20 protein-coding genes are annotated in these 21,849 nt (G+C 71.8%); 10 read left to right on the top strand and 10 right to left on the bottom strand.

The window, feature by feature from the left end:
- Positions 1 to 28 precede the first annotated feature (28 nt).
- The gene (locus MFF61_RS01905) at positions 29 to 886 is read right to left on the bottom strand and encodes a cell envelope integrity EipB family protein (RefSeq protein WP_238233423.1); all 858 of its coding nucleotides are present in this window, start codon (positions 884 to 886) and stop codon (positions 29 to 31) included.
- Between the two features lie 520 nt (positions 887 to 1,406).
- On the opposite strand from MFF61_RS01905, the gene MFF61_RS01900 reads away from it, so the two are divergent.
- Complete coding sequence (locus MFF61_RS01900) at positions 1,407 to 1,937, top strand: GcrA family cell cycle regulator (protein WP_238233422.1); 531 nt, start codon at positions 1,407 to 1,409, stop codon at positions 1,935 to 1,937.
- Positions 1,938 to 2,035: 98 nt separating this feature from the next.
- On the opposite strand, the gene MFF61_RS01895 is transcribed toward MFF61_RS01900, so the two are convergent.
- The 8 genes from MFF61_RS01895 to MFF61_RS01860 all read right to left on the bottom strand — a co-directional run bounded on the left by MFF61_RS01895 (position 2,036) and on the right by MFF61_RS01860 (position 10,604).
- Positions 2,036 to 3,070 (bottom strand): aspartate-semialdehyde dehydrogenase, encoded by a 1,035-nt coding sequence (locus MFF61_RS01895; protein WP_238233421.1) that lies wholly within the window; start codon positions 3,068 to 3,070, stop codon positions 2,036 to 2,038.
- 324 nt (positions 3,071 to 3,394) lie between these two features.
- The gene (locus MFF61_RS01890; protein WP_238233420.1) at positions 3,395 to 3,625 is read right to left on the bottom strand and encodes a hypothetical protein; all 231 of its coding nucleotides are present in this window, start codon (positions 3,623 to 3,625) and stop codon (positions 3,395 to 3,397) included.
- A 227-nt stretch (positions 3,626 to 3,852) separates the two neighbouring features.
- Positions 3,853 to 4,797 (bottom strand): 2-hydroxyacid dehydrogenase, encoded by a 945-nt coding sequence (locus tag MFF61_RS01885; protein ID WP_238233419.1) that lies wholly within the window; start codon positions 4,795 to 4,797, stop codon positions 3,853 to 3,855.
- Complete coding sequence (locus MFF61_RS01880; protein WP_238233418.1) at positions 4,794 to 6,401, bottom strand: ABC transporter ATP-binding protein; 1,608 nt, start codon at positions 6,399 to 6,401, stop codon at positions 4,794 to 4,796. The genes MFF61_RS01885 and MFF61_RS01880 overlap by 4 nt, the downstream gene beginning before the upstream one ends.
- Positions 6,398 to 7,240: an ABC transporter permease gene (locus tag MFF61_RS01875; RefSeq protein WP_238233417.1), complete on the bottom strand. Its 843-nt coding sequence runs from the start codon at positions 7,238 to 7,240 to the stop codon at positions 6,398 to 6,400. Before MFF61_RS01875 ends, MFF61_RS01880 begins: the two co-directional genes overlap by 4 nt.
- Positions 7,237 to 8,208 carry an ABC transporter permease gene (locus MFF61_RS01870; protein ID WP_238233416.1) on the bottom strand — a complete coding sequence of 324 codons (972 nt, stop codon included), beginning with the start codon at positions 8,206 to 8,208 and terminating at the stop codon, positions 7,237 to 7,239. Before MFF61_RS01870 ends, MFF61_RS01875 begins: the two co-directional genes overlap by 4 nt.
- 4 nt (positions 8,209 to 8,212) lie before the next feature.
- Complete coding sequence (locus tag MFF61_RS01865) at positions 8,213 to 9,763, bottom strand: ABC transporter substrate-binding protein (RefSeq protein WP_238233415.1); 1,551 nt, start codon at positions 9,761 to 9,763, stop codon at positions 8,213 to 8,215.
- A gap of 82 nt (positions 9,764 to 9,845) precedes the next feature.
- Positions 9,846 to 10,604 carry a class II aldolase/adducin family protein gene (locus tag MFF61_RS01860; protein WP_238233414.1) on the bottom strand — a complete coding sequence of 253 codons (759 nt, stop codon included), beginning with the start codon at positions 10,602 to 10,604 and terminating at the stop codon, positions 9,846 to 9,848.
- 118 nt (positions 10,605 to 10,722) lie between these two features.
- Here MFF61_RS01860 and MFF61_RS01855 point away from each other — a divergent pair, with 118 nt between their 5' ends.
- The 4 genes from MFF61_RS01855 to amaB all read left to right on the top strand — a co-directional run bounded on the left by MFF61_RS01855 (position 10,723) and on the right by amaB (position 14,610).
- Complete coding sequence (locus tag MFF61_RS01855; RefSeq protein ID WP_238233413.1) at positions 10,723 to 11,424, top strand: GntR family transcriptional regulator; 702 nt, start codon at positions 10,723 to 10,725, stop codon at positions 11,422 to 11,424.
- Positions 11,421 to 12,446 (top strand): histone deacetylase family protein, encoded by a 1,026-nt coding sequence (locus tag MFF61_RS01850; RefSeq protein WP_238233412.1) that lies wholly within the window; start codon positions 11,421 to 11,423, stop codon positions 12,444 to 12,446. Before MFF61_RS01855 ends, MFF61_RS01850 begins: the two co-directional genes overlap by 4 nt.
- A gap of 39 nt (positions 12,447 to 12,485) precedes the next feature.
- Entirely contained in the window at positions 12,486 to 12,824 is a 339-nt protein-coding gene (locus MFF61_RS01845; RefSeq protein WP_238233411.1) for a cupin domain-containing protein, read from the top strand.
- Positions 12,825 to 13,080: 256 nt separating this feature from the next.
- A complete protein-coding gene (gene amaB, locus MFF61_RS01840) occupies positions 13,081 to 14,610 on the top strand; it encodes an L-piperidine-6-carboxylate dehydrogenase (protein ID WP_238233410.1) in 1,530 nt (509 codons plus the stop codon).
- Positions 14,611 to 14,680: 70 nt separating this feature from the next.
- On the opposite strand, the gene MFF61_RS01835 is transcribed toward amaB, so the two are convergent.
- Positions 14,681 to 15,847, bottom strand: coding sequence for a M20 aminoacylase family protein (locus tag MFF61_RS01835; RefSeq protein ID WP_238233409.1), 1,167 nt, complete (start codon positions 15,845 to 15,847; stop codon positions 14,681 to 14,683).
- A 268-nt stretch (positions 15,848 to 16,115) separates the two neighbouring features.
- On the opposite strand from MFF61_RS01835, the gene MFF61_RS01830 reads away from it, so the two are divergent.
- The 5 genes from MFF61_RS01830 to MFF61_RS01810 all read left to right on the top strand — a co-directional run bounded on the left by MFF61_RS01830 (position 16,116) and on the right by MFF61_RS01810 (position 21,839).
- Positions 16,116 to 17,714: an ABC transporter substrate-binding protein gene (locus MFF61_RS01830; RefSeq protein ID WP_238233550.1), complete on the top strand. Its 1,599-nt coding sequence runs from the start codon at positions 16,116 to 16,118 to the stop codon at positions 17,712 to 17,714.
- A 104-nt stretch (positions 17,715 to 17,818) separates the two neighbouring features.
- Entirely contained in the window at positions 17,819 to 18,796 is a 978-nt protein-coding gene (locus MFF61_RS01825) for an ABC transporter permease (RefSeq protein WP_238233408.1), read from the top strand.
- A gap of 13 nt (positions 18,797 to 18,809) precedes the next feature.
- Entirely contained in the window at positions 18,810 to 19,766 is a 957-nt protein-coding gene (locus tag MFF61_RS01820) for an ABC transporter permease (protein ID WP_238233407.1), read from the top strand.
- A 52-nt stretch (positions 19,767 to 19,818) separates the two neighbouring features.
- Complete coding sequence (locus MFF61_RS01815) at positions 19,819 to 20,802, top strand: ABC transporter ATP-binding protein (RefSeq protein WP_238233406.1); 984 nt, start codon at positions 19,819 to 19,821, stop codon at positions 20,800 to 20,802.
- Complete coding sequence (locus MFF61_RS01810; protein ID WP_238233405.1) at positions 20,799 to 21,839, top strand: ABC transporter ATP-binding protein; 1,041 nt, start codon at positions 20,799 to 20,801, stop codon at positions 21,837 to 21,839. The genes MFF61_RS01815 and MFF61_RS01810 overlap by 4 nt, the downstream gene beginning before the upstream one ends.
- Positions 21,840 to 21,849: the final 10 nt, after the last annotated feature.

Genomic DNA, 21,849 nt, shown 5'->3' with positions numbered 1-21,849 from the left:
ATCCGCCCGCTCCCTTCGGGATGGCGGATCAGGGCCGGCAATCCTTGCTCTCGGGCGAGAGGTCGATGCGCGAGAGGTCGCCGCGCAGCGAGAAATCCCCGTAATCGAGGCGCAGCGCCCCGCTGATCCCGTTCTCGTAGAGGTCGAAGGACAGGACGTAGACCGGCGTGCGCTCGCCCTCCCCGCTGGAGAAGTAGCTCAGGGTCACGGGCCAGCGCGGCATCGTGGCCAGCACGCCCTCCTGCAGCGGCGCCTCGACGGCGACCGGGCCGCCCGCCTGCGCCTCCGCCGGTCCGGTGCGGCGCTGGCCGATCACCGCGAGCGTGTCGTAGATCTTGCGGCCGTCGTCGGAGCCGTCGAAGACCTTCACGGACACGGTCTTCTCGCCCGCGCGCGCGGCCTCGATCAGGCGGCGCATGTGGGCGGCCGGAAACAGCACCTCGCCCGGCACCGTGACCTGCCCGCGCTTGGGCTGCTTGAGGCTGACCGAAAGGCCCTTGTCATCGCGCTCGGCGTCGCCGTCGACGGGCGCCTGCAGGGCGCCGTTGAGGTCGGACTGGGTGCGGAAATGGAAGGACCGTCCGTCGCCGCTCTCGAAGGTGTTGTTGCGCAGATCCGAGGTGCGGGTGCCGCTCTCGGAACTCTCCAGCACCGTCACCTGCCGGTATTGCAGGGCCCAGCCCTTGCAGGCGTCGCCCGAGAAGTCGAACACGATGCGCCCCCGCGCGCTCTCGACCGCCCGGGCTCCGCCGCTGCGCGCCAGGGACAGGTCGTAGACGGCGCGATGGGGGGCGAGCCGGACGCCCCCGGCCGGCTCGGCGGCGAGCCCGGCGGGCACGAGGAGCGGCAGGAGGAGAGAGACCTGGGCCGCGAGGACGATCCGCATGGAATTTCCCGTGTCTGGCGCCTGCGGGCGCCGGGCCGGAACCATAGGATCAGGCGCCGGAGCCGGCAACGCCGCCCCACGGTTGCGGCAACCGTGACCGATCTGCCACGCTCGCCGGCCGGGAAATCCGGATGCGGCCGCATTCGGCCCCTTCAATCGGCCCGGGCGCCCGGCGGACATCCGTGCGCGGCGGGCCGGCGGCCCGGAGCAAACCGCTGGTATATCATGTTTTATCAACCAGTAGGCGAGCCTGCGGCACGGCCGACAGGAGCTCCGCGGGCGCGGCCGGCGGTCGTCTCGGCCCCCGCACGCGGCCGGGAAAAGGAATCGTGCTCCGCGCCGGACTCTTGCGCGGTCAACCGGCCGTCCTGTAGGTTCACCCCCGTCGCAAGCGCTCTCTCGTGGCGGCGATCACCAAGCCCTGGATCGGACGGACTGAACCGCGGTCGGACGCCTGACCGAGCGCGGTCGCGCGCCGATTCGCCCGAGAGAACGCTGTTGGGGGAAGTCGGAGGCGGCGATGACGGATGCGGGCCCGAGCTGGACCAAGGAACGGGTCGAACTCCTGAAACGATTGTGGAGCGACGGCCGCAGCGCGAGCCAGATCGCCGCCGAGATCGGGGGCGTCTCGCGCAACGCGGTCATCGGCAAGGTCCACCGTCTCGGCCTTGCCGGCCGCGCGCCGAAGATCAACGGGGCTGCCGCGCCGGCGCCCGGCGCCGTGCGGCGCCCCGCGCCCGTGATCGAGGTCGAGCGGCCATCGAGCCCGGCGCCGAGCCTGCTCGCACCGCCACCGCCCTCGCTCGCCCTGGTTCGGGCCGACCCGCGCGTCGAGCCCGAGGTCGCGCTGCCGGTCTCCGAGCGCGTGACCATCATGGAACTGCGCGAGTTCATGTGCCGCTGGCCGATGGGCGATCCGGCCTCGCCGGACTTCCGCTTCTGCGGCGCGCGCTCGATCACCGGGCTGCCCTACTGCACGCACCACGCCCGCATCGCCTACCAGCCCGCCGCCGAGCGCAAGCGCGACCGGCGCGTGGCCGCCTTCCGGTAGCGCAGGGCGACGGGCCCAAGGGGGCCAGCGTCAAGGGCGCCGGTCCCTCTCCCGCATGGGCAGAGAGGGGCCGGCGCCTCACTTGGGCCGCTGGCGGCTCAGGCGGTCTTGCGCTTCGGGGTGATCAACTTGCGGTTGATCAGCACCTCGGCGATCTGGACGGTGTTGAGGGCCGCGCCCTTGCGCAGGTTGTCCGACACGCACCAGAACGAGAGGCCGTTCTCCACCGTGATGTCCTCGCGGATGCGCGAGACGTAGGTCGCGTCCTCGCCCGCCGCCTCGTGCGGGGTGATGTAGCCGCCCGGCTCGCGCTTGTCGTCCACCAGCACCCCCGGCGCCGAGCGCAGGATCTCGCGCGCCTCGTCGGCGGTGATCGGCCGCTCGAACTCGACGTTCACCGCCTCGGAATGGCCGATGAACACCGGCACGCGCACGCAGGTCGCCGTCAGCTTGATCTTGGGGTCGAGCATCTTCTTGGTCTCGGCCACCATCTTCCACTCTTCCTTGGTGGAGCCGTCCTCCATGAAGACGTCGATATGGGGGATGACGTTGAAGGCGATGCGCTTCGTGAACTTCTGCACCTTGACCTCGCCGGCGGTGAAGACCGCGCGGGTCTGGTTGAACAGCTCGTCCATCGCCTCCTTACCGGCGCCGGAGACCGACTGGTAGGTCGCCACGACGACGCGCTTGATCGTGGCCGCGTCGTGCAGGGGCTTCAGCGCCACGACGAGCTGGGCGGTGGAGCAGTTCGGGTTGGCGATGATGTTCTTCTTCGTGAAGCCGGCCACCGCATCGGCATTCACCTCGGGCACGATCAGCGGCACGTCGGAATCGTACCGGAAGGCCGAGGAGTTATCGATGACGACGCAGCCCTGGGCGCCGATGCGGGGCGACCACTCCTTCGAGGCCTCGCCGCCCGCCGACATCAGGCAGAGGTCCGTGTCGGAGAAATCGTACTGGTCGAGGGCCTGCACCTTCAGGGTCTTGTCGCCGAACGAGACCTCCTGGCCGAGGCTGCGGCGGGAGGCCAGCGCCACGACGGTATCGGCCGGGAAGGCCCGCTCAGCCAGGATGTCGAGCATCTCCCGGCCCACATTGCCGGTGGCTCCGACGACGGCAACCTTGTAACCCATCACACATCTCCCGTTCGGAAAGCAGCCCTCCCCAGAGATCGTCGTCGGGCTTCAACGAGACAGCCCGGCCTCCGCACGCCGCGGACGGGGAGGGATCCGGGACGACGCGAGGCTTCAGCCGGCGGGAATCGCCGTCAGGGCTTTCGGTTTCGTCGTGATCGCGGCACGCATGGCGCGAAAGGATCCCCGGCGCGGCGTCTCCGAAACGGGCGCACGCGCTCGTGCCAGCAACAGCGCGCGGCGCGCGTTCTGTCAAGGGCGATTGTGCGATGCGGCGCGGCTTGGCGATGCAGCGTGGCGCCGCGTTGCGGCGCCGCGAGCGCGTCAGCCGATGTGGAAGGCGGCGACCGGGAGCGCCTTGGGACGCGCCGGGTGGGAAACGCTCCAGATGGCCCAGGCGGCGAGGCCCGAGCAGGAGAGCAGGACGAGCCCGCGGACGTAGCGGCCGCGGTGTATGTCGCGCACCGCGTAGACCGGCGTGAGCGCCACCTTGGCGAGATTCCTCAGGATGAGGACCATGACGATCGCCATGAAGGCCGTGATCGTGCCGAGCATGTGCGTCCCCTTCTGCGTTCTGATTCTCCGGTGCCAGGCTAGACCGGCAACGCGGCGAAACGAAGTCGGCAGGTCCGATCCCGGGGTGGGAGCGCCGGGCGCCGGCGGAGAACCGACGGCCGGAGAGTGCGGGGCGGATGGTTAACGGAACACTTACGCCGCGGCGCCGACCGGGACGGGCGCCCCGCCCGTCGGTGCGCTTGGCGGCCCGCGTGCGAACCCGGTCGTCAGTAGCCGCGTGCGACGTCGACGGCGTTCGGAACCGGCAGGCCGGCGCTGATGGCCTGCGCGGTCGCGCACAGCATCGCGGCCACCGCCTGCGGGCTCGCGTCGCAGGCCTCGTGCGGGGTGACGACGATCTTCGGGTGGCGCCAGAACGGGTGCGCGGGCGGCAGCGGCTCGGTGGCGAAGACGTCGAGGGCCGCCCCCGCGAGCCGGCCGCCGTCGAGGGCGGCGAGGAGGTCGCCCTCCACGAGGTGGTCGCCGCGCCCGACCTGCACCAGCGTCGCGCCGGGCTTCAGGCGGGCGAACAGCCCCGCGTTCAGGATGCCCCGCGTCTGCGGCGTCAGGGGCAGCAGGTTCACCAGCACGTCCGTGCGCGGCAGGAGGTCGGCAAGCCCGCTCTCGCCGCTGAGGAGGTCCACGCCCGCCTCCGGCGCCCGCGGCGAGCGGCTCCAGGCCAGGACCGGGAAGCCCAGGGCCGCGAGGTCCGCGGCGACCCGGGCTCCCATCCGGCCGTAGCCGAGGAGGCCGACCGTGACCTCGCCGGCCGCCCGCTGGCCGAGCGGCCGCCAGAGGGCCCTGGCCTGGTTCTCCGCGTAGGTGCGGAAGCGCCGCAGGTGACCGAGGACGTGCCAGAGCACGAAGCACGACATGGCCAGGGCCTGCTCGGGATCGACCACGCGCACCACCGGCACGCCGGCGGGCAGGCCCGGGCAGGCGAGCAGGCTGTCGACGCCGGCCGCGATCGAGCAGACCGCCCGCAGGTCGGGGTAGCGCGCGAACGCGTCGGCCGGCGGGAACCACGCCAGCGCGAGGCGCACCGTCTCGGGCTCCGGGGCCGGATGGGGCACCGCCTCGACCGCATCGGCGATCCCGGCCAGCACCGGCCCGAACAGCCCGGCGAGGTCGAGGGTGGAACTCAGGAGCACGCAGCGCACCGGCGCGGTCACGCGGCGCTCCGCGTCCGGCCCGGCACCGCGTCGAGGAGGGCGCGGGTGTAGGGATGCTCGGGATGGGCGAAGAGGGCGCTCGCGGTCTTCAGCTCGACGATCTCGCCCCGGCGCATTACCGCGATGCGGTCGCAGATCTGGGCTGCGACCCGCAGGTCGTGGGTGATGAACAGCATCGAGAGGCCGAGGCGCGCCTTCAGGTCCTCCAGCAGCGCCAGCACCTGCGCCTGCACCGAGACGTCCAGCGCCGAGACCGCCTCGTCGGCGACCAGGATCTCGGGTTCGAGGGCCAGCGCGCGCGCGATGCCGACGCGCTGGCGCTGGCCGCCCGAGAACTCGTGCGGGTAGCGGTCGAAGGCGGAGGGGTCGAGCCCGACGAGGCCGAGGAGCCGGCGGGCGCGCTCGCGCGCCTCGGCCTCCGGCACGCCGTGGGCGCGCGGCCCGTCCGCGATGATGCGCCCGACGGTGCGGCGGGGATTGAGCGAGGCGAAGGGGTCCTGAAAGACCATCTGGATGCGGCGGCGCGCCCGCCGCAGGGGCTCGCCCGAGAGCCGCGTCAGGTCGGTGTCGCCGAGCCGCACCGTGCCGGCATCCGGCTCGACGAGGCGCATGACCAGCTTGGCGATCGAGGACTTGCCCGAGCCGGACTCGCCCACGAGGCCGAGCGTCTCCCCCTTGTGGAGCGCGAAGGCGACGCCGCGGGCGGCCTCGACCCGCCGGGCGGGGCGCCACCAGCCGCCGCCCGTGACGTAGGTCTTGGTCAGCCCCGCCACCTCGACGGCCTTTGGCCCGGCGGGGGGCGTGCGGACCGGCGGGTCCATCGAGGGCACGGCGGCGAGCAGGGTGCGGGTGTAGCTCTCCTGCGGGCGGCCCAGCACGGCGGCGGCCGGCCCCGCCTCCACCACGCGCCCGTGGCGCAAGACCAGCACCCGGTCGGCGATCTCCGCCACCACCCCGAAATCGTGGGTGATGAACAGCACCGCCATGTTGCGCCGCCGCTGGAGGTCGCGCACCAGCGCCAGGATCTGGGCCTGGGTCGTCACGTCGAGGGCGGTGGTGGGCTCGTCGGCGACGAGCACCGCCGGTTCGAGGGCGAGCGCCATCGCGATCATCGCGCGCTGGCGCTGCCCGCCGGAGAGCTGGTGGGGATAGGCGCGCACGATGCGCTCGGGCTCGGGCAGGCCGACCTCGCCCGCGAGCGCCACCGCGCGGGCGCGCCGCTCGGCCGGCGTCAGCAGGCCGTGGGCCTCGAACATCTCGGCCATCTGGTCGCCGATCCGCATCAGCGGGTTGAGCGCCGTCATCGGCTCCTGGAAGATCATGGCGATGCGCCGGCCGCGGGTGTCGCGCCAGCCCGCCTCGTCCTGCGCCAGCAGGTCGGTGCCCTCCATCCGGATCTCGCCGCCCGAGGGCTTCACCGCCCGGGGCAGCAGGCCCATGAGCGCGTGCGCGCACATCGACTTGCCGGAGCCCGATTCGCCGACGAGGCAGAGGATCTCGCCCGCGGTGAGGTCGAACGAGACGCCGTCCACCGCGAGCGGCCGGTCCGCCCCCGGCGGCAGGGCGAGGCGCAAGCCGCGGACGCTGACGACGGGCGCGCTCATCGGCCCTCCCGGGACAGGCGCGGGTTGAGGGCGTCGTTCAGCCCCTCGCCGATCAGGTTGAGGGCCAGCACCGTGACCAGGATGACGAGGCCCGGAAAGGCGGTGATCCACCACGCCTGCCGGATGACGGTGCGCCCGGCCCCGACCATGAAGCCCCAGGACATCCGGTTGGGGTCGCCGAGGCCGAGGAAGGAGAGGGAGGATTCGAGCAGGATCGCGGTCGCGACCATCAGGGAGGCCAGCACCACGATGGGCGAGAGGGTGTTGGGCAGGATCTCCCGGCGCAGGATGGTGAAGGTGGTCTGGCCCGTGACCACCGCCGCCTGCACGTATTCGCGCGAGCGCAGGGACAGCACCTCGCCGCGCACGAGGCGCGTCACCGGCGGCCAGCTCACCAGCGCGATGGCGAGGATCAGCGAGGACAGGGCGGGCTGGAGGATCGCCACCAGCACGATGGCGAGCGCGAAGCTCGGGATGGTCTGGAAGAGTTCGGTGAAGCGCATCAGGAGGTCGTCGATGCGGCCGCCGAAATAGCCCGCCAGCGCCCCGATCGGCACGCCGATGAGCAGGGCCGCCAGCGTCGAGACGAGGCCGACGAGGAGCGACACGCCCGCCCCGTGCATCAGGCCCGCCGCGATGTCGCGCCCGAGCGCGTCGGTGCCGAGCGGCACCCGGTCGAGCGTGAAGGGCGGCACGAAGGGCCGCTGCACCATGCGCCAGGGCGAGGTCGGGTAGAGCACCGGCGCGAGGAGTGCGGCCGCCACGACGAGCACGAGGACGAGGAGCCCGAACACCGCGCCGGGATGGCGCAGGAAGGCCGCGAGCGGTCCGCGCCTCATGACGCGGCCTCGATGCGCGGATCGACCACCCGGTAGATCACGTCGGTGACGAGGTTGAAGAGCAGCACCATCGCGGAGGAGACGACGAAGACGCCGAGCAGGAGGTTGTAGTCGCGCTGGAGCAGCGCCTCGTACATCAGCCGGCCGATCCCCGGCCACGCGAAGACCGTCTCGGTGAGGATCGCGCCGCCGACGAGCGTGCCGGCCTGGAGCCCAGCGAGCGTCACGACCGGCAGGAGCGCGTTGCGCAGCACGTGCCGGCGCTGGACCGTGCCCTCGCGCAGGCCCTTGGCGCGGGCGGTCTTGACGAAGTCGAGGCCCGCCACCTCAAGCATCGAGGCGCGGGTCATGCGCACGTAGACCGCCATGAAGAACAGCCCGAGGGTGAGCGAGGGCAGCACGAGGTGGCGGGCGATGTCGGCCGCGCGGGCGAGACCCGTGTAGCCCCCGCCCACCGTCTCGAAGCCGAAGGCGGGCAGCCAGTCGAGCCGCACCGAGAAGACGATGATCGCCATCAGGGAGACCCAGAACAGCGGCGTGGCGTAGAACAGGAGGGCGAGCGCCGTGATGGCGGTGTCGGCCAAGCGTCCCGCCCGCCGGGCGGCGAGCGCGCCCAGCGCGACGCCCAGCGTCAGGGAGATCAGGAAGGCGGTGCCGGTGAGGAGCAGGGTGGCGGGCAGCCGGTCGAGGATCAGCCGGCCCACCGGCATCTGCTGGCGCACCGAGTAGCCGAGATCGAGGCTGAGGATGCTGCGCAGGTAGAGGCCGAGCTGCAGCGGGAGCGGCTGGTCGAGGCCGAACTTCTCCCGAAGCTGGGCCACGTAGAGCTCGTCGCCCGCCCCCGCCTCGCCCGCCATGACGAGGGCGGGATCGCCCGGCGCGAGGCGGATCAGGAAGAAGTTCAGGACGACGATGGCGAGGAGGACCAGGATCCCCTTGCCCAGCCGCCGGGCGAGAAACAGGGCCACGTCGTCAGCGCTCGATCCAGGCGTCGCGGAACCCGTCGTTCACGCCGATGCCGGTAGTGACGAGATCCTTGACCTTGCAGCGGGTGATGGTGGGGAATTGCAGTTCAAGCAGCCACGCCACCGGCGCGTCCTCGATCACGGTCTTCACCACGCCGTCGTACAGCGCCTGCCGCTCGGCCGGGCTCACCGCCACCGCGGCCTCCGCGAAGCCCTTGTCGACCGCGGGGTTGGAATAGCCCTCGACGTTGTTGAAGGGCGAGCCCTTGGCGATCTGCGAGGAGATGTAGTTGCGCGCCACGCCGAGCGCCGGGTCGCCGTACTGATAGAGGTAGGTGAAGGCGATGTCGTAGTCCCATTCCGAGGTCTTCTGGTTCCAGCCGGCGACGTCGGTGGCGACGATCTCGGTCTTGATGCCGACATCCTCCAGGTTCTGCTTCACCGCCTCGGCCCAGCGCTGCCACGTCTCGCCGTAGGGCACGGGCAGCAGGCGCAGCGTCTCGCCCTTGTAGCCGGATTGCTTGAGCAGGGCCTTCGCCTTGGCCGGATCGTAGGAATACTGGCCGAGCTTGGCGTTGAAGAAGCGCGTCGAGGAGGAGACCGGGCCGATCGCCGGCTTGCCCAGCCCGTTCCAGATCACGTCGCGGGCGAAGTCGCGGTCGATGGCGTAGGACACCGCCTGCCGGAAGGCCTTGTTGGCGGTCGGACCCTGGCGGTTGTTGAGCCAGAGCCAGGAATGGGGGCCGAAGAACTCCCAGCCCTTGCCGGTGACGCAGGCGCCCTTCATCTGCGACAGGCGCGGCACGTCGAAATTCTCCACCGAGCCGCCCGGCAGGATGTCGACCTTGCCGGTCTCGAAAGCCACCGCCCGCGAGGCGGCGTCAGGGATCACGTGCCAGTAGATCTCGTCGAGGTAGGGCCGGCCCGCCACGTGGTAGTTCGGGTTCTTCACCAGCCGGATGAAGGAGCCCTTCTTCCACTCCTTGAACATGAACGGCCCGGTGCCGATCGGCGTGTTGTTGGCCGGATTGGTCTTGTAGTCGGTGCCCTCGTAGACGTGCTTGGGGATCATCGGCAGCGAGCCGACCTCGAACACGCCGAGGAACGGCCCGAAGGGCTCGGAGAGCGTGAAGACCACCGTGTGCGGGTCGGGCGCCGCGACGCTCGTGACCTTCGCCATGTTGCCGCGCGCCCGCGGGTGGGTCTGCTTCAGGAACTCCACCGAGAAGAGCACGTCGGCGGCCGTGAACGGCTTGCCGTCGTGCCACGTCGCGTTCTTCACGAGCGAGAAGGTGTAGGTCTTGCCGTCCGGGCCGACCGTCCAGCTCTCGGCGAGGCCGGGCTTCGGCTCCAGCGTCTCGGAGTAGCGCAGCAGGCCCTCGTAGATGTTGCCCGCCACCATCTGGGTCGGGCCGTTCTGGAGCAGGCCGAGCATCAGCCCCGGCGGCTCGGGCTGGATCACCGCGTTGGCGACGCCGCCGGGCTTCGGAGCCTGCGCGACGGCGGCGCCCGCCAGGGCGAGAAGCACCACCGCACCCGAAACGATCAGCCTGACCATCTGCGTTCTCTCCACCGCCTCGCGTGACCGCACTCCCCCTCTCCCGGCCGGGGAGAGGGGGTGCCGCGCCCTCTCGGAATCGTCAGTCCTTGTAGTCCGGGTCGCTGCGCTCCAGCATCCGCTTGAAGGCCTCCCACTCGGCATCGGCCAGCGCGCCGGAGGCGACCTTCTCGCCGAAGGTGGCGTACTGGCCGGCGGTCTTGCGGGCGATGGCGGCGGAGGGGCGCACGAGCGGCGCGCCGGCGGCCTGGATCGCGAGCTGCGCCCGGCAGGACCGCTCCATGTTGTGCATCAGCTTGAAGGCCTCGCCCACGCTGCGCCCGCAGGTGAGCAGGCCGTGGTTGCGCAGGATCATCACGAACTTGTCGCCGAGATCCGCCACCAGCCGCTCGCGCTCGTCGAGATCGAGCGCGATGCCCTCGTAGGCATGGTAGGCGATGCGGTCGGTGAACTGCATCGACCACTGGTTCAGCGGCAGCAGCCCCTCCTCCTGGCAGGAGACCGCGACGCCCGCCACCGTGTGGGTGTGCAGCACGCAGGACGCGTCCTCCCGCGCCGCGTGGATGGCGCTGTGGATGGTGAAGCCCGCCGGGTTGATGCCGTGCCCGTAGGGATCGTCGATCACGCGGCCGTCGAGGTCGACGGTGACGAGGTTGCCGGCCGTCACCTCCTCGAAGCGCAGCCCGTACGGGTTGATGAGGAACCGGTGCTCCGGCCCCGGCAGCCTCGCCGAGATGTGGGTGTAGATGCTGTCGTCGAGGCCGAGCCGGTGGATCAGCCGGTAGGCGGCGGCGAGGTCGACGCGGACCGCCCGTTCGGCGGGATCGCGGGGTGACGGCATGACGGCCCTCCACTGACGCATCGGATGGCGGCAGACTGACGCGCGGCGCTCGCACGATCAAGCCGAAACTGTCGACAATCGACGCTTAATCGGTGCACATTGTGCGCCCGGAGGTGTCATGCGCCTGCTCTCGCCGCCCGTCGGCCTGCCCGTGCTCTCGGAGAGCGATCTCGTCCGTCAGGTGGCGCGCCGCCTCACCGACGCGATCACCCGCGGCGATCTTCCCCCCGGCGCGAAGGTGGCGGAGGCCGCGGTGGCGCGGGAACTCGGCATCAGCCGCGCGCCGGTGCGCGAGGCGGCGCGCCTCCTGGAGAGCCAGGGCCTGCTCTGCGCCCATCCGCGTCGCGGCTTCTTCGTGCGCGAGCTCTCGCCCGCCGACATCGACGACCTCTACGACCTGCGCCTGTGCATCGAGCGGCACGCGGCGGTGGAGGCGGCGCGGCGGCTCGATGCGCCCGCGCGCGCGGCCCTGCGCGCCTGCCTCGACGACCTCTACGCCGCCGCGCAGCGGGACGATGCCGCCCGCACCGTCGAGGCCGACTACCGCTTCCACCGCAAGATCTGCGAGATCGCCGGCAACGGCCGCCTGCTGCGCCTGTTCGACGGCCTCGCCACCGAGCTGAAGGTCGTCATCGGGCTGATCGGCCGGCTCTACGACGACCCGCACGCGATCGCCCGCACCCACGAGCCGGTGCTGGCCGCCCTCGAAGCCGGCCATGCCGAGCGCATCGTCGCGCATGTCGACCACCATCTCGGCGTGGCGCGGCGCGAGGTGGGCCGGCTCGTGCGCGCCCTCTCCCCCGGACCGGAGGCCCCATGAAAGCCGTCTACACCGAGGACCATCGCAGCCACGACCCGCAGTTCTTCCTGGTGCGGGGCCGGGTGACCCGCACCACCGAGCAGCCCGAGCGCGCCGACCGTCTGCTCGCGGGTCTGCGCGCGGGCGGGCATACGCTCGTGGCGCCCGAGACCTTCGGCCACGACGCCCGCGCCCGGGTGCACGCGCCGGACTACCTCGCCTTCATGGCGGAGGCCTGGGACGCCTGGGCGGCCCTGGGCGACGCCGCCCCCGAGATGGTGGCCAACATCCACCCGATGCGCGACGGGGCGACCTACCCCGAGCACATCGTCGGGCGGCTCGGCTGGCACACGCTCGACACCGCCTGCCCGATCGGCCCCGGCACCTACGCGGCGATCTGCGCGGGGACCGACGTGGCGGCGAGCGCCGCGCAGCGCGTGCTCGACGGGGAGGACGCGATCTACGCCCTGTGCCGCCCGCCGGGCCACCACGCCTACCGGGACCGGGCGAGCGGGTTCTGCTTCTTCAACAACAGCGCGGTCGCGGCGGCGCACCTGCGCACCCGCCACGCGCGCGTGGCGATCCTCGACGTCGACGTGCATCACGGCAACGGCACGCAGGGCATCTTCTACGCCGATCCGAGCGTGCTGACGGTCTCGCTCCACGCCGACCCGGCCCGGTTCTACCCCTTCGTCTGGGGCTACGCGCACGAGCGCGGCGAGGGAGCCGGCACGGGCGCCAACCGTAACCTGCCGCTGGCGATCGGCACGGGCGACGACGGGTTCCTCGACGCCCTGGAGGAGGCGGCCCGCACCCTCCGGGCCTTCGCGCCCGGCGCCCTCGTGGTGGCGCTCGGCCTCGACGCCTCGGTGCACGATCCCCTGGCGGGCCTCGCGGTGACCACCGAGGGGTTCGGGCGGATCGGCGCGGCGCTGGCCCGGCTCGGGCTGCCGACCGTGATCGTGCAGGAGGGCGGCTACCTCTCCGAGCATCTGGGGCCCAACCTCGCCGGCGTGCTCAAGGGGTTCGAGGCGGCGCGGTAGCGGCGCCGCGCTGATCGACACGAGGACAAGGAGCAGATCATGGCCTTCGCGTGCACGATCCCGGCGGTGCCGACGATCCAGCAGGACGACGAGGCGGTTCGCATCACCCGCTGGGACTTCGCCCCCGGGGCGGTCACCGGGTGGCACGAGCACGGCTGGCCCTACTTCGTCGTCATGATCACGCCGGGCACCCTGCGGATCCACGACGGCACCGCCGTGACCGAGGTCCCGCTCGCGCTCGGCCAAGCCTACCGGCGCCCCGCCGGCATCCGCCACGACGTGATGAACGGCTCCGACCATCCGATCGCCTTCGTGGAGATCGAGGTGAAGCGGCCCGACGCCCTCGGCCCGGCCCTGGCCGGTGCCGCGGGGCAGTGAGACGTCGGGCGGTCCGCCCGGTGACCGCGGCGGACCGGCGGCCGGCCGAACGGACACGGGGAGAGGGATCGGCCTCTCCCCCACGGGCTTGCGGATCGGCGGTTTTCCGTTTCGACTGATGCCGGATGACCCGCGCGGGATCCCCGCTCCCACTCGGGAGAGGGGTTTCCGTGCTTCGTCCGATGACGTGTGAGTTCAGCAGCCGCCTCGGGACAGCGCACTCCGCCCCCGGATTCATGCCGATACGGAGACCCTCATGGCCCCGACCGTCCTCTCCGTCCGCGACGACATGCTCGCCGTGCTGGAACGCCTCGGCGTGGCGGCGGGACTGCTGACCGGGGAGGGGCTGGAAGCCCGCTCGCCCATCGACGGGCTCGCGGTCGGGCGCCTGCGCGAGACGACGCCCGAGGAGGCCGAGGCGGTGCTGGCGCGGGCCGCGGCCGCCTTCCCGGCGTGGCGTCGGGTGCCGGCGCCGCGGCGCGGCGAGCTGGTGCGGCTGCTGGGCGAGGAGCTGCGCGCCGCCAAGGCCGATCTCGGCCGGCTGGTGACGCTGGAGGCGGGAAAGATCCTCTCGGAGGGCCTCGGCGAGGTGCAGGAGATGATCGACATCTGCGACTTCGCGGTCGGTCTCTCGCGCCAGCTGCACGGGCTCACCATCGCCACCGAGCGGCCGGACCACCGGATGATGGAGGTCTGGCACCCGCTCGGTCCCTGCGGGGTCATCACGGCCTTCAACTTTCCCGTGGCGGTCTGGTCGTGGAACGCCGCGCTCGCCCTGGTCTGCGGCGACCCCGTGGTCTGGAAACCCTCCGAGAAGACGCCGCTCACCGCGCTCGCCGTGCAGGCGATCGCCGGGCGGGCGCTCGCCCGCTTCGGGGCGGACGCGCCGGAGGGCCTGCTGCAGGTGCTGATCGGCGGGCGCGCGCTCGGGGAGCGGCTCGTCGCCGACCCGCGCATCCCCCTCGTCTCGGCGACCGGCTCCACCGCCATGGGCCGGCAGGTCGCGCCGGTGCTGGCGGGGCGCTTCGCCCGCGCCATCCTCGAACTCGGCGGCAACAACGCCGCCATCGTGGCGCCCTCCGCCGATCTCGACCTCGCGCTGCGCGCCGTCGCCTTCGCGGCGATGGGCACGGCGGGCCAGCGCTGCACCACGCTGCGCCGCCTGTTCGTGCACGAGAGCGTCCACGGCGACGTCCTCGACCGCCTGCGCCGGGCCTACGCCTCGGTGCGGATCGGCGACCCGCGCGACTCCGCCACGCTCGTCGGTCCCCTGATCGATCCGGCCGCCGCCGACGACATGGCCCGCGCCCTCGACGAGGCCCGCGCGCTCGGCGCCACGGTCCATGGCGGCGAGCGTCTGACCGGCATCCGCGGCGAGGCCGCGGCCTATGTCCGTCCGGCCCTGGTGGAGATGCGCGCGCAGGCCGGGCCGATGCGCCGCGAAACCTTCGCGCCGATCCTCTACGCGGTGCCCTACCGGGAGCTGGAGGAGGCGATCGCGGCCCAGAACGCGGTGGCGGCGGGCCTCTCCTCGTCGATCTTCACCCGCGACCTCGCCGAGGCCGAGACCTTCCTGTCGGTGGCGGGCTCCGATTGCGGCATCGCCAACGTGAATATCGGCCCGTCCGGCGCGGAGATCGGCGGCGCCTTCGGGGGCGAGAAGGAGACCGGCGGCGGGCGCGAGGCCGGCTCCGATTCCTGGAAGGCCTACATGCGCCGGGCCACCAACACGATCAATTACGGGCGCACGCTGCCGCTGGCCCAGGGCGTCAGCTTCGAGCTCTGACCGCTCAGGACGTCCCGTCCCGGTCCAGGGCCTCGCGCAGCAGCAGCAGCAGCACGACGGGTTCGAGGCCTCAGGCCGGCATCGCCCGCTCGATCAGCCGCGCCCAGAGCGACACGCCGTAGGGCGTGGCCGCGTCGTTGAAGTCGTAGGCCGGGTGATGCAGGCCGGGGCCGGGACCGGTGCCGAGAAAGATGTAGGCGCCCGGGCGCTCCTCCAGCATGTAGGAGAAATCCTCCGCGCCCATCATCGGGGCGACCGCCCGGTCGACGCCCTCCTCGCCCGCCACCTCGGCGGCGACGTCGGCCATGAAGCCGGTCTGATCGGGATGGTTGTCGGTCACCGGGTAGCCCCGGCTGTAGGTGGTGGCGGCCACGGCGCCGAAGGCCCCGGCGACGCCGGCGGCGATCGCGCCGATGCGCTCCTCGCACATCACCCGCACCGGCTCGGTGAGGGAGCGGACGGTGCCGTTGAGGACGGCCGTCTGCGGCAGGACGTTGAAGGCTTCGCCCGCCCGCATGGTGGTGACCGAGACCACCGCCGAGGCCACCGGATCGGCGTTGCGGGACACGATCGACTGCAGCGCCGTGATGATGTGGGCGGCGACCAGGACCGTGTCGATGCATTCCTGCGGCTGCGCCGCGTGCCCGCCCCGTCCCTCGATCGTGATGGTGAAGCGGTCCACCGCGGCCATGATCGGGCCGGGGCGGATCGCGAAATGGCCGAGGGGCAGGCCCGGCTTGTTGTGCAGCCCGTAGACCTCCTGGACGCCGAAGCGCTGCATCAGGCCGTCCTTGACCATCGCGGCCCCGCCGCCGCCGCCCTCCTCGGCGGGCTGGAAGATCAGCACGGCAGTGCCGTCGAAGTTGCGGGTCTCGGCGAGGTACTTGGCGGCGCCGAGCAGCATCGCCGTGTGGCCGTCATGCCCGCAGGCGTGCATCTTGCCCGGCACGGTGGACTTGTGGGGCACGTCCGTCGCCTCCTCGATCGGCAGCGCGTCCATGTCGGCGCGCAGCCCAACGACGCGGCCTGAGCCGGTGCGGCGGCCGCGGATGACGCCGACGACGCCGGTCCGGCCCAGCCCGGTCACGACCTCGTCGCAGCCGAAGGCGCGCAGGCGCTCGGCCACGACGCCCGCCGTGCGCTCCACCGCGAACAGCAGCTCGGGATGGCGGTGGAAGTCGCGCCGCCAGGCCGTGATCTCGTCGGAGAGGGCGGCGACGCGGTTGATGACGGGCATGGGAGCACTCGGCCTGGTCGAAAAGGGGCTGCGTCAAGCAAGCCGGAGGCCAGGCGGAAGGTCAACTCGCGGCAGGTGAGCGCCCCGCGCATGCGTCCCGGGCGCGGTCCGCAGACCTCGCGAGCCGGGGCTGGTCGCCATCTTGCAGGGGCGCGGCGCGCGACGGGCTGGACCTCCCGCGCGCCGCTGGTCTAACTCTCGTGGCGGCTGGGACAACCGCCGCCCCGCGCCCCCGCGCCCGAGGAGTTTTCGTGTGTCGACCCATCGAGTGAAGACCCGTTCGCGGATCGCGAGCCTCGCCGCCCTCGCCCTCGGCCTGTCGCTGGGGGCGGCCCCGGCCCTGGCCGCCAACACCTTCCGGTTCGCCTTCCAGGGCGACATCAAGTCCCTGGATCCCTACACGCTCAAGGAGACGTTCACGATCGCCGCCCACGGCGCGGTGTTCGAGTCGCTGATCACCCGCGACAAGGACCTGAAATTCGCCCCCGGGCTGGCCGAATCCTGGGAGATGCCGGAGCCGACGCGCTACCGCTTCCACCTGCGCAAGAACGTCAAGTTCCACGACGGCTCGCCCTTCACGGCCGACGACGTGATCTTCTCGGCCGAGCGGGTGCGGGCGCCGGGCTCGAACTTCCAGACCAACGTCCCGGCCGACGCCACCTTCGTGAAGGTCGACGACCACACCGTCGACATGGTGCTCAAGACGCCGAACCCGATCGCGCACTTCCAGTTCGGCGGCTGGTACATCATGTCGAAGACCTGGGCGGAGAAGCACGACGCGCTCAAGCCCACCCCCGCCGCCGCCACGACCCCGAGCTACGCGGCGCTGAACGCCAACGGCACCGGCCCCTTCGTCATCACCGAGCACCAGCCCGGCGTGCGCACGGTGTTCAAGAAGAACCCGAACTACTGGGGCAAGGTCGAGTCGAACCTCGACGAGGCGGTCTTCACCACCATCGGCAACGACGCCACCCGGGTCGCCGCCCTGCTCTCGGGCGAGGTCGACTGGATCGAGCCCGTGCCGCTCCAGGACCAGAACCGGGTCAACGGCAACCCGGGCACGCAGGTGATCTCCTCGCCCGAACTGCGCACGATCTTCCTCGGCATGGACCAGTCCAGCGAGGAGCTGCGCGGCTCGAACGTCAAGGGCAAGAACCCCTTCAAGGACGTGCGGGTGCGCGAGGCGTTCTACCGCGCCATCGACGAGGACGCGATCGTCAAGCGGGTGATGCGCGGGCAGGCCGCCGCCTCGGCGCTGCTGATCGCCCCGCCGCTGTTCCCGCTCGCCGGCGAGTTCAAGCGCCCGGCCTACGACCCCAACCGCGCCAAGGCGCTGCTCGCGGAGGCCGGCTACCCCAACGGCTTCGAGGTGCCGATGGACTGCCCGAACGACCGCTACGTCAACGACGAGGCGATCTGCCAGGCCATCACCTCGATGCTCGCCCGCGTCGGCGTCAAGGTGGCGCTGAACGCTCAGCCCAAGGCCAAGTACTTCGCCAAGATCCTCAAGCCGAACTACGACACCTCGTTCTACCTGCTCGGCTGGACGCCCTCCTCGCAGGATTCCCACAACATCCTGTACGAGATCGCGGGCTGCCGCAACGACAAGGCCTCGCCCCGCGGCACGACCAACCTCGGCAATTACTGCAACCCGAAGGTCGACGAGATCGCCGACAAGGTCGAGCGCGAGACCGATCAGGAGGCGCGCAACGTCCTGATCAAGCAGGGCTACGACATCATCCAGGCCGATTGGGGCTACATCCCGCTGCACCAGCAGGCCCTGGCCTGGGGCGTCTCGAAGAAGGTCAAGGTGGCGCCCCGCGCCGACAACCAGCTGATGCTCTACTGGGTGTCGAAGGAGCCCTGAGCCGACGGCCCGGGAGGGCGCCTCCCTCGCGGGCCTGACCGGCCATGTTCCCCTCTCCCCGCCGGGAGAGGGGCGGAACCACGAAGAAGACCAACCGGAGCGCCATGCTCGCCTTCATTCTCCGCCGCGCGCTGCAATCCGTCGGCGTCATGCTCGCGGTCGGACTGATCGCCTTCGCGATGTTCCGCTTCGCGGGCGATCCGGTGAACCAGCTCGTCGCCCCCGACACGCCCTATGCCGAGCGCCTGCAGATCCGCGAGAGCCTCGGGCTCGACGATCCGGTCCTGGTGCAGTTCGCCCGCTACGCCGGCAACGCGGTGCGCGGGCAGTTCGGCAATTCCTACCAGTTCCGGCAGCCGGTCTCGACGCTGCTCGGCGAGCGCATGCCGGCCACCCTCGAACTCGCGCTCTGCGCCACCCTGTTCGCGCTCAGCTTCGGCATCCTGATGGGGGTCTACTCGGCGCTCCACCGCGACAGCGTCTTCGCCAAGGTGCTGCAGGCGGTCTCCCTCATCGGCGTCTCGCTGCCGACCTTCCTGATCGGCATCCTGCTGATCTTCCTGTTCTCGGTGACGCTCGGCTGGCTGCCCTCCTACGGGCGCGGCGACACGGTGCGGCTCGGGTTCTGGACCACGGGCTTCCTCACCGAATCCGGCCTGCGCGCGCTCATCCTGCCCTCGATCACGCTCGGGCTGTTCCAGATGACGCTGATCATGCGGCTGGTGCGGGCCGAGATGCTGGAGGTGCTGCGCACCGACTACATCCGCTTCGCCCGCGCCCGGGGCCTCACCACCCGGGCGATCCATTTCGGCCACGCGCTGAAGAACACGCTCGTCCCGGTCATCACCGTGGCAGGCCTGCAGCTCGGCTCGATCATCGCCTTCTCGATCATCACCGAGACGGTCTTCCAGTGGCCCGGCATGGGCCTGCTGTTCGTGCAGGCGGTGCAGAACGTCGACGTGCCGATCATGGCCGCCTACCTGCTGCTCGTCGCCCTGATCTTCGTGTCGATCAACCTCGCGGTCGACCTCCTCTACACCGTCGTCGACCCGCGCCTGCGGGCCGTGCGGCGCCCGGCCTGAACGGAGAGCCCCGATGGCCATCCCCGCTCCCGCCCTGCGGGCCGAGACCGCGCACCGGCCCTCCGCCTTCGCCCGCTTCCTCGATTCCGACCTGTTCGCGAGCTTCCGGCGCTCCAAGCTCGCGATGGCCGCCTTCGCGGCGACGCTGCTGCTCTTCGCCGTGGCGGTGCTGGCGCCCTGGATCTCGGCGCAGAACCCCTACGACCCGGCGCAGCTCGACCTCATCAACGCCAACCTGCCGCCGATCTGGGAGGCGGAGGGCCAAGCGCCGTTCTGGCTCGGCACCGACGACCAGGGCCGCGACGTGCTCTCGGCGGTGTTCTACGGCATGCGCCTCTCACTCGTCGTCGGCGTGCTCGGTGTGCTGGTCTCCAGCAGCATCGGCATCACGCTCGGGCTGATCGCCGGCTATGCGGGCGGGATGGTCGACACCGCGATCATGCGGATCGCCGACGTGCAGCTCACCTTCCCGGCGATCCTGATCGCGCTCATCGTGGATGGCGTCGCCAAGGCGGCGCTGGGCGGCCATCTCGACACCGACGCCACGCTCGCGCTGATCGTGGTGGCGATCGGCCTGTCGTTCTGGGTGCAGTACGCCCGCACCGTGCGCGGCTCGGTGATGGTCGAGAAGAACAAGGACTACGTGCAGGCCGGCCGGCTCATCGGCCTCTCGGCCCCGGTGATCCTGGTGCGCCACATCCTGCCGAACGTGACCGGCCCGGTCTTCGTCATCGCAACGATCAACCTCGCGCTCGCGATCATCACCGAGGCGACCCTGTCGTTCCTCGGCACCGGCCTGCCCGAGACCATGCCGTCCCTCGGCACGCTGATCCGCACCGGCAACCGCTTCCTGTTCTCGGGCGAGTGGTGGATCGTGGCCTTCCCGGGCCTCGCGCTGGCCGGACTGGTGCTCGCCATCAACCTGCTCGGCGACTGGCTTCGCGACGCGCTGAACCCGAAGCTGCAATGACGCGATCCCCCATCCCGGCGCATCCCGCACCCACACCCAGAAGGCCGCGCCGATGACCGACCCCGTCCTCTCCGTCCGCGACCTCCGGGTCGAGTTCGTCACCCGCCGCGGCGTGCTCACCGCCATCGACGGCGTCTCGTTCGACATCGCCCGGGGCGAGGTGCTGGGGGTCGTGGGCGAATCCGGCGCCGGCAAGTCGGTGACCGGCGCGGCGGTGATCGGGCTGATCGACCCGCCCGGGCGCATCGCCGGGGGCGAGATCCGTCTCGGGGGCGAGCGCATCGACGCGCTGCCGCCGGAGCGGATGCGCCGGGTGCGGGGCAAGCGCATCGGCATGATCTTCCAGGACCCGCTGACCAGCCTCAACCCGCTCTACCGGGTCGGCCGGCAGATCGAGGAGACCATCCGCACCCACACTGACCTGTCGGCGCGGGCCGCGCGCCAGCGCGCCATCGATCTCCTGGCGGAGGTCGGCATCCCGGCGCCGGAGCGGCGCATCGACGGGTTCCCGCACGAATTCTCCGGCGGCATGCGCCAGCGCGTGGTGATCGCGCTCGCGCTCGCGGCCGAGCCGGAGCTGATCATCGCGGACGAGCCGACGACGGCCCTCGACGTCTCGGTCCAGGCCCAGATCATCGCGCTGCTCAAGCGCCTCGGGCGCGACCACGGCACCGCCGTGATGCTCATCACCCACGACATGGGGGTGATCGCCGAGGCGGCGGACCGGGTCGCGGTGATGTATGCGGGGCGCATCGCCGAGATCGGCCCGGTGCGCGCGGTGGTGGGCGAGCCGCTCCACCCCTACGCTCAGGGGCTGATGGGCGCGATCCCGACGCTCGCGCACGATGCCGACCGGCTGGCCCAGATTCCGGGCGCGATGCCGCGCCTGTCGGCGATCCCGCCGGGCTGCGCCTTCAACCCGCGCTGCCCGAAGGTCTTCGCTCGCTGCCGGGTCGACCGGCCGGAGCCCCTCGCGGTCGGCTCGCACCGGGTCGCCTGCCACCTCTACGACGCGTCCGGAAAGGCCGCCGCATGACCGCCTCCCCCGCTCCCGCGGCGCCCGCCGCGCCGGAGGATTACGTCCGGGTCGAGAATCTGCGCCGCCTGTTCGACGTCTCGCGCCCCTGGCTCAACCGGGTGATCGAGCGCCAGCCGCGCCAGATCCTGCGCGCGGTCGACGGCGTCTCCTTCACGGTGGCGAAGGGCGAGACCTTCGCGGTCGTGGGCGAATCCGGCTCGGGCAAGTCCACGGTCGCCCGCATGGTGGTGGGCCTGCTGCCGCCCTCGGGCGGCGAGGTGGCGATCGCGGGCGTGTCGATGACCGACCCGCGCCAGGAGGCGGCCCGCCGGGCGCTGCGGCGGCGCATCCAGATGATCTTCCAGGACCCCTACGCCTCCATGAACCCGCGCTGGCGGGTGGACCGGATCATCGCCGAGCCCATCCGCGCCTTCGGGCTGATCGAGGGCGAGCGGGCGATCCGGGCGCGGGTGGGCGAGCTGCTCACCCTCGTCGGGCTGCATCCCGACGACGGCGCCAAGTACCCGCACGCCTTCTCGGGCGGCCAGCGCCAGCGCCTCGCCATCGCCCGCGCGCTCGCCTCCGAGGCCGAGTTCCTGGTCGCCGACGAGCCGACCTCGGCGCTCGACGTCTCGGTCCAGGCCCAGATCCTCAACCTGATGCGCGACCTGCAGGACCGGCTCGGTCTGACCTACCTGTTCATCAGCCACAACCTCGCCGTGGTGCGCCACATGGCGAGCCGGATCGGCGTGATGTATCTAGGGCGCCTCGTCGAGATCGGCGGCGGGCGCGAGCTGTTCTCGGCGCCCAAGCACCCCTACACCCGCATGCTGCTCGACGCGGTGCCCGACATCGGCCGCAGCGGGCGCCAGCGCATGCCGGTGCAGGGCGAGATCCCCAACCCGATCAGCCCGCCCTCGGGCTGCACCTTCCACCCGCGCTGCCCCTTCGCCAACGCGCGCTGCCGGGCCGAGGTGCCGCCGCTCGCCGACGGCGTGGCCTGCCACGCGGTGCACGAGGGCCGGCTCGCGCCCGGCCTCGCGGCGGCCGGCTGAGGAGAAGCGG

This window comes from Methylobacterium isbiliense (assembly GCF_022179325.1).
Taxonomy (GTDB): Bacteria; Pseudomonadota; Alphaproteobacteria; order Rhizobiales; family Beijerinckiaceae; genus Methylobacterium; species Methylobacterium isbiliense.
The sequence above is the reverse complement of the archived record's forward strand: the minus strand, read 5'-3'. Positions and strand labels throughout refer to the sequence as shown.

Excerpts from the sequence above, each read along its gene's own strand:
- MFF61_RS01905 (WP_238233423.1), bottom strand. The coding sequence starts at position 886 with ATGCGGATCGTCCTCGCGGCCCAGGTCTCTCTCCTCCTGCCGCTCCTC.
- MFF61_RS01900 (WP_238233422.1), top strand. The coding sequence starts at position 1,407 with ATGACGGATGCGGGCCCGAGCTGGACCAAGGAACGGGTCGAACTCCTG.
- MFF61_RS01895 (WP_238233421.1), bottom strand. The coding sequence starts at position 3,070 with ATGGGTTACAAGGTTGCCGTCGTCGGAGCCACCGGCAATGTGGGCCGG.
- MFF61_RS01890 (WP_238233420.1), bottom strand. The coding sequence starts at position 3,625 with ATGCTCGGCACGATCACGGCCTTCATGGCGATCGTCATGGTCCTCATC.
- MFF61_RS01880 (WP_238233418.1), bottom strand. The coding sequence starts at position 6,401 with ATGAGCGCGCCCGTCGTCAGCGTCCGCGGCTTGCGCCTCGCCCTGCCG.
- MFF61_RS01875 (WP_238233417.1), bottom strand. The coding sequence starts at position 7,240 with ATGAGGCGCGGACCGCTCGCGGCCTTCCTGCGCCATCCCGGCGCGGTG.
- MFF61_RS01865 (WP_238233415.1), bottom strand. The coding sequence starts at position 9,763 with ATGGTCAGGCTGATCGTTTCGGGTGCGGTGGTGCTTCTCGCCCTGGCG.
- MFF61_RS01860 (WP_238233414.1), bottom strand. The coding sequence starts at position 10,604 with ATGCCGTCACCCCGCGATCCCGCCGAACGGGCGGTCCGCGTCGACCTC.
- MFF61_RS01855 (WP_238233413.1), top strand. The coding sequence starts at position 10,723 with ATGCGCCTGCTCTCGCCGCCCGTCGGCCTGCCCGTGCTCTCGGAGAGC.
- MFF61_RS01850 (WP_238233412.1), top strand. The coding sequence starts at position 11,421 with ATGAAAGCCGTCTACACCGAGGACCATCGCAGCCACGACCCGCAGTTC.
- MFF61_RS01845 (WP_238233411.1), top strand. The coding sequence starts at position 12,486 with ATGGCCTTCGCGTGCACGATCCCGGCGGTGCCGACGATCCAGCAGGAC.
- amaB (WP_238233410.1), top strand. The coding sequence starts at position 13,081 with ATGGCCCCGACCGTCCTCTCCGTCCGCGACGACATGCTCGCCGTGCTG.
- MFF61_RS01835 (WP_238233409.1), bottom strand. The coding sequence starts at position 15,847 with ATGCCCGTCATCAACCGCGTCGCCGCCCTCTCCGACGAGATCACGGCC.
- MFF61_RS01825 (WP_238233408.1), top strand. The coding sequence starts at position 17,819 with ATGCTCGCCTTCATTCTCCGCCGCGCGCTGCAATCCGTCGGCGTCATG.
- MFF61_RS01820 (WP_238233407.1), top strand. The coding sequence starts at position 18,810 with ATGGCCATCCCCGCTCCCGCCCTGCGGGCCGAGACCGCGCACCGGCCC.
- MFF61_RS01815 (WP_238233406.1), top strand. The coding sequence starts at position 19,819 with ATGACCGACCCCGTCCTCTCCGTCCGCGACCTCCGGGTCGAGTTCGTC.
- MFF61_RS01810 (WP_238233405.1), top strand. The coding sequence starts at position 20,799 with ATGACCGCCTCCCCCGCTCCCGCGGCGCCCGCCGCGCCGGAGGATTAC.